This is a genomic window from Aeromonas eucrenophila (assembly GCF_000819865.1).
Classification (GTDB): domain Bacteria; phylum Pseudomonadota; class Gammaproteobacteria; order Enterobacterales; family Aeromonadaceae; genus Aeromonas; species Aeromonas eucrenophila.
This window is the reverse complement of sequence record NZ_CDDF01000001.1, coordinates 331510-344162: the sequence shown is the minus strand read 5'-3', so window position 1 is coordinate 344162 and position 12653 is coordinate 331510. Positions and strand designations below refer to the sequence as shown.

General features: G+C 59.4%; 12 protein-coding genes. 9 read left to right on the top strand and 3 right to left on the bottom strand.

The window, feature by feature from the left end; genetic code table 11:
• Positions 1 to 63: 63 nt before the first annotated feature.
• Both BN1124_RS01390 and dusC read right to left on the bottom strand, forming a co-directional pair.
• The gene (locus BN1124_RS01390; RefSeq protein ID WP_042638393.1) at positions 64 to 432 is read right to left on the bottom strand and encodes a TraR/DksA family transcriptional regulator; all 369 of its coding nucleotides are present in this window, start codon (positions 430 to 432) and stop codon (positions 64 to 66) included.
• A 96-nt stretch (positions 433 to 528) separates the two neighbouring features.
• Positions 529 to 1473 carry a tRNA dihydrouridine(16) synthase DusC gene (gene dusC / locus BN1124_RS01385; protein ID WP_042638392.1) on the bottom strand — a complete coding sequence of 315 codons (945 nt, stop codon included), beginning with the start codon at positions 1471 to 1473 and terminating at the stop codon, positions 529 to 531.
• 253 nt (positions 1474 to 1726) lie between these two features.
• Here dusC and BN1124_RS01380 point away from each other — a divergent pair, with 253 nt between their 5' ends.
• The 4 genes from BN1124_RS01380 to BN1124_RS01365 all read left to right on the top strand — a co-directional run bounded on the left by BN1124_RS01380 (position 1727) and on the right by BN1124_RS01365 (position 5985).
• Positions 1727 to 2104, top strand: coding sequence for a YbaN family protein (locus tag BN1124_RS01380; protein WP_042638390.1), 378 nt, complete (start codon positions 1727 to 1729; stop codon positions 2102 to 2104).
• A gap of 131 nt (positions 2105 to 2235) precedes the next feature.
• Positions 2236 to 2781, top strand: a complete 546-nt coding sequence (gene apt, locus BN1124_RS01375) for an adenine phosphoribosyltransferase (RefSeq protein WP_033130784.1) — start codon at positions 2236 to 2238, stop codon at positions 2779 to 2781.
• Between the two features lie 183 nt (positions 2782 to 2964).
• A complete protein-coding gene (gene dnaX, locus BN1124_RS01370; protein WP_042638388.1) occupies positions 2965 to 5526 on the top strand; it encodes a DNA polymerase III subunit gamma/tau in 2562 nt (853 codons plus the stop codon).
• Between the two features lie 129 nt (positions 5527 to 5655).
• The gene (locus tag BN1124_RS01365) at positions 5656 to 5985 is read left to right on the top strand and encodes a YbaB/EbfC family nucleoid-associated protein (RefSeq protein WP_042638386.1); all 330 of its coding nucleotides are present in this window, start codon (positions 5656 to 5658) and stop codon (positions 5983 to 5985) included.
• Between the two features lie 181 nt (positions 5986 to 6166).
• Here BN1124_RS01365 and BN1124_RS01360 read toward each other — a convergent pair whose 3' ends face one another.
• Complete coding sequence (locus BN1124_RS01360; RefSeq protein WP_042638384.1) at positions 6167 to 7087, bottom strand: LysR family transcriptional regulator; 921 nt, start codon at positions 7085 to 7087, stop codon at positions 6167 to 6169.
• Positions 7088 to 7205: 118 nt separating this feature from the next.
• Between BN1124_RS01360 and BN1124_RS01355 the strand changes: the two genes are divergently transcribed.
• From BN1124_RS01355 to BN1124_RS01335, 5 genes are all read left to right on the top strand, one after another.
• Complete coding sequence (locus tag BN1124_RS01355) at positions 7206 to 8072, top strand: pirin family protein (protein WP_042638957.1); 867 nt, start codon at positions 7206 to 7208, stop codon at positions 8070 to 8072.
• Positions 8073 to 8615: 543 nt separating this feature from the next.
• Positions 8616 to 9395, top strand: coding sequence for a COG4705 family protein (locus BN1124_RS01350; protein ID WP_042638381.1), 780 nt, complete (start codon positions 8616 to 8618; stop codon positions 9393 to 9395).
• A 472-nt stretch (positions 9396 to 9867) separates the two neighbouring features.
• The gene (locus BN1124_RS01345; RefSeq protein WP_048822920.1) at positions 9868 to 10395 is read left to right on the top strand and encodes a phosphatase PAP2 family protein; all 528 of its coding nucleotides are present in this window, start codon (positions 9868 to 9870) and stop codon (positions 10393 to 10395) included.
• 520 nt (positions 10396 to 10915) lie between these two features.
• Positions 10916 to 11986: a helix-turn-helix transcriptional regulator gene (locus tag BN1124_RS01340; protein WP_042638379.1), complete on the top strand. Its 1071-nt coding sequence runs from the start codon at positions 10916 to 10918 to the stop codon at positions 11984 to 11986.
• Positions 11987 to 12071: 85 nt separating this feature from the next.
• Positions 12072 to 12494 (top strand): CBS domain-containing protein, encoded by a 423-nt coding sequence (locus tag BN1124_RS01335; protein ID WP_042638377.1) that lies wholly within the window; start codon positions 12072 to 12074, stop codon positions 12492 to 12494.
• Positions 12495 to 12653 lie beyond the last annotated feature (159 nt).

Below are 12653 nucleotides of genomic sequence, written 5' to 3'. Positions count from 1 at the left end.
GACGCTGGGGGAGGGAAGTCGGAGGGAAGGGGGCTGGTCATGAGGGGCACAGAAGGTGCCCCATCAGAGTTCGTGGGCGTGGAATCCCTTGCGATAGCGGGCGTCACAGCGTGGGCAGCGTTGCAGGGTCGGATCCTGCTCGAGCTGGGCGACGGCCAGCGGCTCTTCGCAATCGGAGCAGAGGCCATAGAGGCCCAGATCCATCTGGCAGAGGGCGGCATCGATCCGCTTGAGGCGCGCCACGCTCTGCTCCACCTTCGGCAGATCGAGGCGACTGGTCAGCTCCACCAGCTGATCACGCTCGCAATGATCCACCTTCTCGGCCCAGTCGTCTCGCCGACTGGCCTTGAGCTGATCGATCAGCTCTTCTCTTACTTGCGCCCAGTCAGTCAGCAGGCGCTCGCGCCATTCGGCCAACTGGGCTTGCGTCATCTCACACACAGGAGCCTCCATAGACGAATTATAAAACTCGGCCAGTATAGGGAAGCGATTGAATTATCAAGATGACATGAGTCAAGTAAAGGGCGGTTAGCTCACAGTTTTCGCGGCGTGCAGCAGTGCTTCCCGTATAGGTCCCGTCTCCTTGTGCAGACGAATATCCTGAAATAACTCGGCTGCCTGGGGATATTCTCGCTTGAGGTAGCTGAACCACTGCTTGATCCGGCTGGGATAGTAGTCGGCCTTCTCGCTCGCCAAGTCCTGCTCCGTGTAGCTTACCATCAGCTGCAGCACCTCGGCCCAACTCATGTGGTCGCAGCCGGTCTTCATCACGTTGGCCAGATTGGGCAGGGAGATGGCACCACGGCCCACCATGAGGGCGTCGCAGCCGGAGACCCGGGCGCAACTGAGCGCGTCGGCATGGTTCCAGATCTCGCCATTGGCGGTGATTGGAATGGGCAGGGCGCGGCGAATCGCGTCCACGTATTCCCAGTGGGCCGGTGCCTTGTAGCCTTCCCGCTTGGTGCGGGCGTGCACCGCCAGCTCGCAGGCCCCGGCCTGATAGACCGCCTGGGCGTTGTCGAGATAGAGCTCTTTGTCGTCGTAACCGAGGCGGATCTTGGCGCTGACCGGCAAGTGGGCGGGCACAGCCTCACGCACCGCCTTGACGATGCGATAGACGGTCTCGGGCTCCTTGAGCAGCACGGCGCCGCCCTTGCTCTTGTTGACCGTGGGGGCGGGGCAGCCAAAGTTGAGATCGACCCCGGGGGAGCCGAGCTCGATGGCGCGCACCGCGTTTTCGGCCAGCCATTCGGGGTGCTGACCCAGCAGTTGCACCCGCACCGGGGTGCCGGCGCGGGTCTTGCCATCCTGGCGCAGCTCGGGGCAGAGGCGATGGAACACCTTGGCGGGCAGCAACTGATCGACGACCCGGATAAATTCGCTGACGCAGAGGTCGTAATCGTTGACGGAGGTGAGTACCTCCCGCATCAGGTGATCCAGCACCCCCTGCATGGGGGCCAAAATAACGCGCATAACCTATTCCAACAGAAGTGGAGGGGAAAAAAGAGCGCCGATTGTAGTGGGAATAGACCTTGCTGTCAGCCTTGCCCTGCCTGATGAGCTCATCAGAGCCGGATGATATGAGGGGCGGGAAAGCGCAGAGTCGGGTTGTCGATACAAGGAACGGCCATATTTTTCCTGACAAAGGTTTGCGGCCACGGTGGCGCTGTCGGCGGTCGGGACAACTCTGTTAGGCTAGGGGTGGGTGCATTTTAGAGGAGTACAGATGAAGCGTTGGTGTTTGATGGCCCTTGGCTGGTTGGCCTTTGCCACGGGGATCGTCGGGATAGTGTTGCCACTGCTGCCGACCACGCCCTTCATGCTGCTGGCGGCGGCGCTGTTTGCCCGCTCGTCCCCCCGTTTTCATCGCTGGTTGCTGGCGCACCCCTGGTTCGGCCCCCCCATCGCCGACTGGCAGCAGTATCGCGGTATCCGTCGCCATGCCCGGCGCCGGGCCATCATCTTCATTCTGCTCTCCTTCTCGGTGTCGCTCTGGGTGGTGCCAATGCTCTGGGTGCGGTTGCTGCTCCTTGCCATAATGGTGATCCTGCTCACCTGGTTAATGCGTTTGCCGGTGCTGGAGCCAGTTGCAATGGAGAAGTGAAATCCCTAAGCTATTGCAGCAATAATGCTATGGAGTCGGCCCGTCATTTTTGCGTGACGGGCCTTTTTATTGCCCCCTGGCGGACATCACACAGACGCCACTGCAGGGCTCATAAAATAAGCGGTCAAACAATGAATCCGGATACCCTGAAGTTTATCGAAGCGAGCATCAAGACCATCCCCGACTATCCGAAGCCGGGCATCCTGTTTCGCGACATCACCAGCCTGATCGAGAATGCCGAGGCCTTCAAGGCCACCATCGATCTGCTGGCTGCGCATTACCGTGATCAAGGGATCACCAAGATCGTCGGCACCGAGGCCCGCGGTTTCATCTTTGGCGCCCCGGTTGCGTTCGCCATGGGCCTCGGCTTCGTGCCGGTGCGCAAGCCGGGCAAACTGCCCCGTGCCGTCATCGAGGAGTCCTATGCCCTCGAATACGGTACCGACACCCTGCAACTGCACACCGACGCCATAGTCCCGGGTGACAAGGTGCTGGTCGTTGACGATCTGCTGGCCACCGGCGGCACCGTCGATGCCACCGTCAAGCTCATCCGTCGCGCCGGCGGTGAAGTGGCCGATGCGGCCTTCATCATCTCCCTGCCGTCCCTCGGCGGTGATGCTCGCCTGACCGCCGCTGGCGTCAAGGTGGTCTCGCTGGTTGAACTCGCTGGCGAGTAAACCACAGGCGTGAGTGACAGGCAGGCCTCGTCAGCCTGCCTGTGTTGCCTTGTAGCCGATGCCTTGTTGGGCATCGGTTTGAAAATCCAGCGATCCCTCCCAAGACGACCCTTCGCCCATACAGCCCTCCCTGCATTTGTGTTAGCATCCGGCTCAATGCCTCGTTTTCCAGCATCGAGATCTATGAGCTATCAGGTTCTGGCGCGTAAATGGCGCCCCCATACATTTGAACAAGTGGTTGGCCAGCAACATGTGCTGACCGCCTTGACCAATGCCCTGGATCAGGGACGGCTGCATCACGCCTATCTGCTGAGCGGCACCCGCGGGGTGGGCAAGACCACCATAGCCCGCATCCTGGCCAAGAGTCTCAACTGCGAGCAGGGGATCAGCAGCCACCCGTGCGGCGTCTGCGACACCTGCCGCGAGATCGATCAGGGCAACTTCGTCGATCTGCTGGAGATCGATGCGGCGTCGCGCACCAAGGTGGAAGACACCCGCGAGCTCCTGGACAACGTGCAGTACCGTCCGGCCCGCGGCCGCTTCAAGGTGTACCTCATCGATGAGGTGCACATGTTGTCGCGTCACAGCTTCAACGCGCTGCTCAAAACCCTGGAAGAGCCGCCTCCCTATGTGAAGTTCCTGCTGGCCACCACGGATCCGCAGAAGCTGCCGATCACCATCCTCTCCCGCTGCCTGCAGTTCCACCTGAAGAGTTTGGATCAGAGCCAGATCGCCAAGCAGCTGGAATGGGTGCTGGATCAGGAAGGTCAGCCGTTCGAGCCCCGCGCCCTGCTGGCCCTGGCCAAGGCGGCGGATGGCAGCATGCGCGATGCCCTGAGCCTGACCGATCAGGCGCTGGCCCACGGCAATGGCAGCGTGCGGCTCGACAGTGTGCTGACCATGCTGGGGACCCTGGATCACCACCATCTGCACCAGCTGCTGGAGGCCATCTTGCGCCAGGACGCCCCGGCGACCATGGCCAAGATCACCGAAATCGCCACCCTGGGGCCGGATTTCGATCAGCTGCACGCCGAGCTCGAAGCCCTGCTCCATCGCGTCGCCATGGCGCAGCTGCTGCCCGCCAGCGTGCAGGAGCAGGGGGCCGATGCGGACGCCCTGTTGCAACTCGCCCAGGCCATGAGCCCGGAAGAAGTGCAGCTCTGCTACCAAATCGTGCTGGGGGGACGCAAAGACCTGCCCTGGGCACCGGATGGCCGTACCGCCCTTGAGATGACCTGCCTGCGGATGCTGGCGTTCTCGCCGCGCCGCGAGGTGCTGCACCCTGCCAGCCTCACCGCCTTGCCACCGTCCATGTCGGCACCTCTTGTGACAGGGGCGAGGGCCGCACTGGCATCGCCGGGAAAGCCCCTCGGGGCTGAGCCAGCCCCCGCCGCCGCGATAACTCCTGCGCCTGCCAAGCCGGTAGAACCGGTAATCCCATCTGCGGTGCCGGATACCGATGTGCTGGCCCATGTCAGCGCCGGGTTGGCGATGGGCGAGGACGGAGAGGATGCCGGTGATGGGCCGGTCAATCCGCTGTTTGCCGAGCAGGAGGAGTTGCTGCGCGAGGCGCAGCAGATGGGATACGAGGCGCCGCCTGTTGAGCCGGGCAGCGCTCTAGATGCTGCCCCCATGGTCCAGGCAGTGATTGCTCCTGCCGATGAGGCTGTGACGACCGCTTACGACGAGATAACGCAGGCTGAGGCAGCAGCCGAGCCGGTTGCAGCACCGACGTCGGCCTCGAACCTGCAGAGCCTGCTCGGCAAGCGCAACTTGCTGCGCAGCCGGCTGCGAAGCGATGCCGTTGCGACGACAACGCCCCCTCGGGTGGCACCCGTCAAGCCAGCCGTGGCGCCCGAGCCGAGATCCGCGGCCCCGCAGGCATCGCCACTGAGCGCACCGCCGGCGAGCACGCCTTGGCAGCCAGCCGCGCCATCGCCGGGTCAGCAGGAAGTCGCGCTGGGTTATGACGAGCTGCCGCCGTTCGATGCCTATGACGACAGCGGCAGCGACTACGAGGAGTACCTGAGCCAGGGCTTTGGAGACGGGCTCGTCAGTGTTCCTCCTATGGCGGCGCAGGCTGTGGCGTCAGCCCCGCGTCAGGCGGCTCCCCTCAAGGGGCACCCCGATCCCGATGATCTGCCGCCCTGGGATCTGGAAGGGGCGCCCGCCAAGGTCGCGGTCGCCCAACCTGCATCCACCGCAGTGCAGATGCCTGCATCCGTTGCCGCGCCCAGTGAAGCGCCTTCCGCCACGGCTCCGATGATGGAAACCATCGACTGGGATGAGCTGGAAGCCGAGGCCGAGCCGGAAGAAGGGGAGGAGGTCGCCCGCTTGATCCCATCCTCCCTGCTGATGAACTGCGGCGATCCCTGGGCCGAGCTGATTGCCCACACCGGGGTCGGAGGCAGGTTGCGGCAGCTCGCGATCAACTCGGTGATGACCCGGAACGGGGATCTGGTGTCCCTCGTCCTCAAACCCGAACAGCGCCATCTGGTCAGTGACAAGGCCTGCGCCGATCTGGCCGGGATCATAGGCCCTGAGCTCGGCCAGGCGGTGCGCGTGGAGGTGACCCTGGGCACGGATCCGGCGCGGGAGACGCCGCTCGAGATCGAGCATCGCCTCTACCTCGGGGTGCGTGAGCAGGTGGCCCGGGATCTGGCCGAAGATCCCCATGTACAATTTTTACAACAGCGGTTCGGCGCCGTGCTCCACCCCGAGAGCATAGAGCCCCTGAGTCGTTGACCTAGTTTCGTTAAAACCCATGCGGGGGGCTGGCTCCCCGCTTGAAAAACACGATGGCTGCCCCCATTTAGGGCAGAACAAGCCCACAGCCCGGCGCTGTATGCCGGATTTCAAGACGAGAGACGACCTATGTTTGGTAAAGGTGGAATGGGTAACCTGATGAAACAGGCCCAACAGATGCAAGAGCGCATGCAGAAGATGCAAGAGCAACTTGCCCAGATGGAAGTAGTCGGCGAAGCCGGTGCCGGCCTGGTCAAGGTCACCATGGCTGGCAGCCACAGCGTGCGCCGTATCGAGATCGACCAGAGTCTGATGGAAGATGACAAGGAGATGATCGAGGATCTGGTCGCCGCCGCCGTGAACGACGCCGTTCGCCGGGTGGAAGAGCAGAACAAGAGCAAGATGGGCGAGCTGACCGGCGGCATGCAACTGCCCCCGGGCATGAAGCTGCCATTCTAAGCTAGGGAAACCTCGGTGCCCGGCAGCCTGTTTGGCATGTCAGAGGTGGGGGGAAATCTTGCTAAAAAGGCCAGAGCAATGCTCTGGCCTTTTTGTTGCGCGCCTCACCATGTGCTGCGGAGCCATGGCGACGACAGCGGTCCCGGTACTACCGTTACGGCTGCCGGATCAGGTAATTGCGCTATGGACGGGGTGGCTCTTCCGCCAGGGGCGCGAAGCAGTGCACCAGATGATCGATCAGGGCGCGTACCGAAGGCAGCAACCCGCGGCGGGAGGGGAAGACCGCATGGATCACCTCCCGCCGCGGTGCCCAGTCAGGCAGCAGCCGCACCAGGCTGCCATCGGCCAGCGCCTCTTGCACCATCATGGCGGGCAGCTGGACCACCCCCATACCCGCTATGGCCGCCCGGCGCAGGGTCTGCATGTCGGTGGTGGCGAACCTGGGGCTGTGGTGTTGCTTCACGTGGGCGCCGTCCTTGGCCTGCAGGATCCAGTGATGCCCCTCGAGGGAGGGGCCGTGTCCCAGGCTGGGCCATGACAGCAGATCCAGCGGTGCCCCTGGCATGCCCTGTTGCGCGACCAAGCCTGGGCTGGCCACCAGGTACTGGCTCGCATAGCCCAGCACCCGCATGGCCAGATCGCTGTCTTCCAGCGGCAAGGGCCGCACCCTGATCGCCATGTCCAACCCTTCGGCGACCACGTCTACCGCCCGATTCACCCCGACAAGCTGAATGCTGACGCTTGGATACTGCAGGGCAAAACTCACCAGCATGTTGCCGACGTGGGCATGCTGCAAGTCGATGGGGCAGGCGAGCCGCAGCACGCCACAAGGCTCGCTCTGGGTCGATTCAATCACGGCCTGAGCGGCCTCGGCCTCCACCAGCATGGCCCGACAGCGGGCATAGTAGGCCTGTCCCAGCTCGGTGACCTGAAAGCTGCGGGTCGAGCGCTGGATAAGCCGCACCCCGAGCCGCTCCTCCAGCAGGGCGATGCGACGGCTGAGCTTGGACTTGGGCATGCCGAGCGCCCTGCCGGCCTGGGCAAAGCCGCCGTTATCCACCACCTGGACGTAGTAATAGAGATCGTTGAGGTCTTGATGCATCGCTTCATCGTTCACAAAATAGGACGCTGAGGTCAAATACTACGCCTACCGATGATGTCGTTCCATATGCACAATGTATCCAAGGCCACACAGGCTAATGACAACCTTGGAGATCATCATGAAAAAAGTCATCGGTATCTACAGTGCGCCACGCCAACACTGGGTGGGTGACGGCTTTCCGGTTCGTTCCCTGTTCTCGTATGACAGCCACGGCAAGGCGCTGAGCCCCTTCCTGCTGCTGGACAGGGCCGGACCCGCGGATTTTTCCCCCGGTGAGCAGCCTCGCGGCGTGGGTCAGCACCCGCATCGGGGATTCGAGACGGTCACCATCGTCTATCAGGGGGAGGTGGCCCATCGCGACTCCACCGGGCAGGGCGGCACCATAGGCCCGGGGGATGTGCAGTGGATGACGGCGGCAGCCGGCATCATGCACGAAGAGTTTCACTCCGAGGCGTTCACCCGCTCAGGGGGCACTCTCGACATGGTGCAGCTTTGGGTCAACTTGCCGGCCAAAGACAAGATGTCGCCCCCGGGCTATCAGGCCATCCGCAGCGACAGCATCCCGGTGCACAAGCTGGCCGACGAGGCGGGGCTGGTACGCATCATCGCGGGTGACTATGCGGGGCAGACAGGGCCGGCCCGCACCTTCTCGCCGATGAACGTGTGGGATCTGCGGCTACATGGCGGGGCCAGTGTCCAGCTGCCTGCCGTCGATGGCTGGAACACGGCCATAGTGGTGCTCAAGGGGAGGGCGCGAGTCAACGGCCAGGAGGAGGTGGGCGAGGCGCAGATGGTGTTGCTGGATCCCCGTGGTACTGGCATCGAGATCGAGACCCGTGAGGATGCCGTCTTGCTGCTGCTCAGTGGGGAGCCCATCGATGAACCCATCGTCGGCTATGGCCCCTTCGTCATGAACTCGCAGGTGGAAATAGCCCAGGCCATCGACGACTTCAATAACGGGCGCTTTGCACGGGTAGCCCATTAACCCCCAGCCTGATGCCAGCACGGCATCAGGCTTTTTTATTTGGGGCGCGGCGGCCGTCCGCTTTGCATCACCGCTGCCGGGGGATCGGCTCCCAGCTGCAGTTTATTGCACTCCTTCTGAACGATGCCTCACGCCTGCATGGCATCGATGCAGCGGCAAGGGATTTGATTGCCCAGCCTGCCGAGGCTCCCTATGTGGTGATTTTCCCATCCCATCATGCCTGCCAATACCGCTTCGGCGACACAGACGCTGGCCGTCAAAATAGATTGTCTGCCCTATTGTCACTGCGATTATTTTTTAGGCAACAAGCCTATCCCTTTGGTGTTATTTCCGAGGCATTTGGATAATTCTTCATGCTGAATTGGCGTTTATTTCCTGCTGGCTGGATGCGAGAAAGCCAGCCCGTACACGGCGTTGGTCAACGACATCGAGTGGGTATCCATATGAGAGGGAAATAATAATGGCGCCCTTAACTGTCTCTTAAGAATGCCTCTCTAGTCTCAGTATTGACGAAGAGTTCGTCTTACCATTGGAAGGTATCTCATGCTAACACCACGCGCAGACTCATTGAGTAAAGTACCCGAGATTACTCTGGTATTCTGGGTGACAAAAATTCTGGCGACGACTTTGGGGGAAACCGGCGGCGATGCGGTCACCATGTCGATGGATTTGGGTTATCTGGTCGGTACTGTTATTTTTTCAGTCATTTTCTTGTTAGCCGTTTATTTTCAGATTTCTGCCAAGAGTTACAATCCGACACTGTATTGGGGAACCATTATCGCGACGACGACAGTGGGCACCACTATGGCTGACTTTGCCGACAGATCGTTGGGGATGGGTTATGCCGGCGGTTCAACCTTGCTGTTTATTCTATTATTGGGTTCATTTGTTGTGTGGTATCGCGCCCAGGGGGAAATATCTACCAGCACTATTACTTCCCCCAGAACGGAGATGTTTTACTGGATCACCATCATGTTCTCGCAAACATTGGGGACAGCGTTGGGTGACTGGATGGCGGATGATGCCGGTTTTGGCTATGCAGGCAGCGCTGTTCTGTTCGGGGGCATGCTGCTGGCCATAGTCGCAGCCTATTTCTGGAGCCAGGTCTCCCGCACCTTGCTGTTCTGGGCTGCCTTCATCATTACTCGTCCCCTCGGGGCAGTAGTGGGGGATTTTCTGGACAAACCCATCAGCAAAGGAGGGCTGGAGTTGAGCCGCTATTCTGCCTCGGCGGCGTTATTGGTGGCCATCGCCACCCTAGTCTACCTGTCTACCCTCAATAATAAGCGCGTTGGCACAGTGGTGTTGGACTCTGATAGTTAAATAGGGGCAGGGCAAGCCATTAATGGCTTGCCCTGAATATGAATGCCGTGACCTTTTAGTGACGTATTTCACTCTCTGGAATTGTTCGGAGCATATGGCCCTAATCTCAGATAATTCATTGTCAGGTTATGATCGAGTCGTCACTATATTGTTATTAACTGAATGTATTAGCTTGCCTGTTCACAATAGGAGTGAGCTGAGGTTTTACATCGACCTGCTACATTGTTTTTAGTTAATGGGTTTAGTAAAAATTCTTGATATTAACGCATTTTATCTTGTTGCTATTTACAAGCTTTAAATAAAACGCGTATCCGTGTCTATTTTTAAATCGGCTCTTGGCTGGCTTCATTAAGTTAACGCGAAGAGATTAATCATTATTTTATATTTTCTCATCACCAATACATCTGTCGAACGACAAGGTGGCCATGACTGCCATTTCCACGTCATCGGTAGAGCATTAAATGGGGTTTATATGAGAAAGGAATTTCTCGGTCTTATAATATGCGGCCTCAGCGGTGCCGCAAATGCCACCAGTGCATTTGAAACCTACGGTGATATCGGTCAGTTTGCCATTCCCGCCGTTGCTGCTGGCATCTCCTGGTATCAAGGGGATTATGACGGACTGGAACAATTCGGATATTCCCTGTTGGCGACCACGGCAACCGTCGAAATTTTGAAAAACACGGTGGATGCAACCCGTCCGAATGGGGGGGACAAGAGTTTCCCATCCGGGCACACCGCCTGGGCATTCAGTGGTGCCAGCTACCTGCAGATGCGCTATGGCTGGAGTTATGGTCTGCCTGCCTATGTCGCCGCGGGCGCCGTCGGTTGGTCTCGGGTCGAGTCGGATAACCACTATTGGCGCGATGTGATCGCCGGTGCGGCCATTGCCACCGGTTTCAGTTACTTGTTTACCACCCCCAAGGGCCCACAACTGGCATTCTACCCCTTGCTGATGGATGGGGATGCCAGGGGGATTGGTGTCAGCCTGACCTATTGACTATCTGGGGCCGCTTTTTTGCCGCGAGATATGCCCTGTGGTGATTGGGGCCGGGAGCGGACATGGACAGGTTGTCGCACCGATTTATCTGGATGCAGAGTTATGCCGTGAAAGCCACCGACTTCTTGCAGGCTTCTTCCATATTGCGGGCAACCGGCTGTGGTCGAGCTGGGGGACCAGGCCGAGCGGTAGTGATGCCAGCATTACGCCAACGTTGCTCCGCCGGGACAGTCCATAAAGGCGCCCTGAGAGGTGGCTTGCTGATGGGAAGATAAAGGGGGAGACACCGGCGCTGCTGCGTACGAGGGAAGGAAACTCGGGCAAACCAGCTGTATAACGACAAAAGCAATATGAAACATTAACTTGGATTTAAACATTTCCCCTGCCTTCATCCATATGTACTTTTCTCATTACTATTTATGGATTGCTCATAAAACCTTTGTTCATTTGACTACTTCTCGAGGTTCCCATTGCAGAGTAAGATGCCTCTTCAATAAAAATAAGAATGTGGAGTTCGGGTGTGAAGGCATTAGAAAAAGAAAGGATATCGCCCTATATCAGCCAGTTATACGAGTGCGGTATTAATGATTCTGACATTAAGTTGGTCGTAGACCAATTTCGTTCCGACCTGTCCGGCAGTTCGTCCCTGTTTTTATTGCGGGACGATGACAAGAGCGACGGAATAAGGCTCTTCTCCAGCGGCCTCAGCGAGGCCCAGCAGCAGTTCTATGTCCAACACCATCGCCAGGATGTGTGGTTCAACCACTATTTGGACAAGGGCTGCCAGGGGATAGTCAACGCCAATGCCATCTCCAATTCGGCGGGGCTGCTGGCGAGTTTTGGCGCCCAGTTTGCCGCCGGCGGTGTCTGCCGGGTCAAGGGGCGTGGGCTTAGCAGCCTGTGCAGTTATCGCGGCGCGGCGCAGGATGATTTCAGCGCCGGGGATCTTGTGTCCCTGACCGAGATCTATTCCGGCCTGGCGGCCTGGAGCCAGCATTATTGGAATCTGCTGGCCCTGGAAACCCAGAACTATCAGCTGCAACAGCTGGTCAAAAACCATAATAAGCCCAGTGCCATCATCGATGACAAGGGGCATATTCATTATTCCAACGTGGCGTTCAACCGTATCTCAGATGAAAATGTGGAGCTGCGGGCCATCAATGGTATTTTCTCTCTGCAAAATAAGGAGCAACAACGCCAGCTCAAGGAAATATTGAATGGCTTTGCCTATTTGTTGCCGGGGGCGAGTGCCTATATGTCCATTCCCCGTCAGGCCAATTTAAGGCCGCTGCTGATCCAGTGCACCCTGATGAGTGGCCTCAACCGCTTCGAGCGTTATGTAGAGGTGGTGCTGCGCGACCCCGAGCACTCCTTCAATCCGGACATCGAAGCCCTGGCCAGCCTCTATCCCCTCACCATAGGGGAGAAGGAGCTGCTGGTGCTGATGAGCAAGGGCTACAGCAGCAACGACATCGCTGAGTTGCGAGGGGTCAAAGTGGAAACCGTGCGTTCCACCTTGAAGGGGGTGTTCAAGAAGACCGATTGCCACAGCCAGAACGAGTTGTTGCTGCTGTTGCAGTCCATTTCCTGATCCCCGGCAGGCTATGCTTGCAGTGAGCCGGACATCCTGTCCGGCTTTCGCCTCCCGCCCGGGAGGCAAGTTGGGGGGAAGCGTCATGGAATCACTCAAGGCGAAGGATTATATGCAGACCAAACCCATCACGTTCGGCGCGGACATGATGGTGCAAAGCGCGGTCACCAAGTTTCTCAACAGTCACCAGCTCGGTGGCCCCGTGGTGGATGCCAGGGGCCACCTGATCGGCTGGGTGTCGGAGCAGGATTGCATCGCCGTCATGTTGAAAGAGGCTTACCACTGCGAGCAGGTGGCCCAGATCAAGGATGTGATGCGCAAGGAGGTGCTGGCGGTGGGCCCCGACACCAGCATCCTGGACCTGGCGGAGATGATGATGGGTCAAAAACCCAAGATCTATCCGGTGGTGGAGGAGGGGAGACTGCTCGGGGTGATCAGTCGCCACAATGTGATGCAGGCGATCCACGCCCAGCTGGGCACCTGCTTCGTGCGCCAGGCGCGGGTCTGACCGCGGTTATTGCCGCTGTCATCAGGAGCAGGCCCGGTGCCTGCTCTTTTCATTTGGCGTAACCCCCTTATCCGGCGACGGTTTGCTTTAAGGCTTGCACCGCTCCCCCCCGCTCTTTAGGATCGGCTCCAGCTATCGAATGGCCCGCGCGGGCTTCAT

What these genes read in the sequence shown, in the direction of transcription:
- BN1124_RS01390 (WP_042638393.1), bottom strand. Translation starts at nt 432, where the DNA reads ATGACGCAAGCCCAGTTGGCCGAATGGCGCGAGCGCCTGCTGACTGAC.
- dusC (WP_042638392.1), bottom strand. Translation starts at nt 1,473, where the DNA reads ATGCGCGTTATTTTGGCCCCCATGCAGGGGGTGCTGGATCACCTGATG.
- BN1124_RS01380 (WP_042638390.1), top strand. Translation starts at nt 1,727, where the DNA reads ATGAAGCGTTGGTGTTTGATGGCCCTTGGCTGGTTGGCCTTTGCCACG.
- apt (WP_033130784.1), top strand. Translation starts at nt 2,236, where the DNA reads ATGAATCCGGATACCCTGAAGTTTATCGAAGCGAGCATCAAGACCATC.
- dnaX (WP_042638388.1), top strand. Translation starts at nt 2,965, where the DNA reads ATGAGCTATCAGGTTCTGGCGCGTAAATGGCGCCCCCATACATTTGAA.
- BN1124_RS01365 (WP_042638386.1), top strand. Translation starts at nt 5,656, where the DNA reads ATGTTTGGTAAAGGTGGAATGGGTAACCTGATGAAACAGGCCCAACAG.
- BN1124_RS01360 (WP_042638384.1), bottom strand. Translation starts at nt 7,087, where the DNA reads ATGCATCAAGACCTCAACGATCTCTATTACTACGTCCAGGTGGTGGAT.
- BN1124_RS01355 (WP_042638957.1), top strand. Translation starts at nt 7,206, where the DNA reads ATGAAAAAAGTCATCGGTATCTACAGTGCGCCACGCCAACACTGGGTG.
- BN1124_RS01350 (WP_042638381.1), top strand. Translation starts at nt 8,616, where the DNA reads ATGCTAACACCACGCGCAGACTCATTGAGTAAAGTACCCGAGATTACT.
- BN1124_RS01345 (WP_048822920.1), top strand. Translation starts at nt 9,868, where the DNA reads ATGAGAAAGGAATTTCTCGGTCTTATAATATGCGGCCTCAGCGGTGCC.
- BN1124_RS01335 (WP_042638377.1), top strand. Translation starts at nt 12,072, where the DNA reads ATGGAATCACTCAAGGCGAAGGATTATATGCAGACCAAACCCATCACG.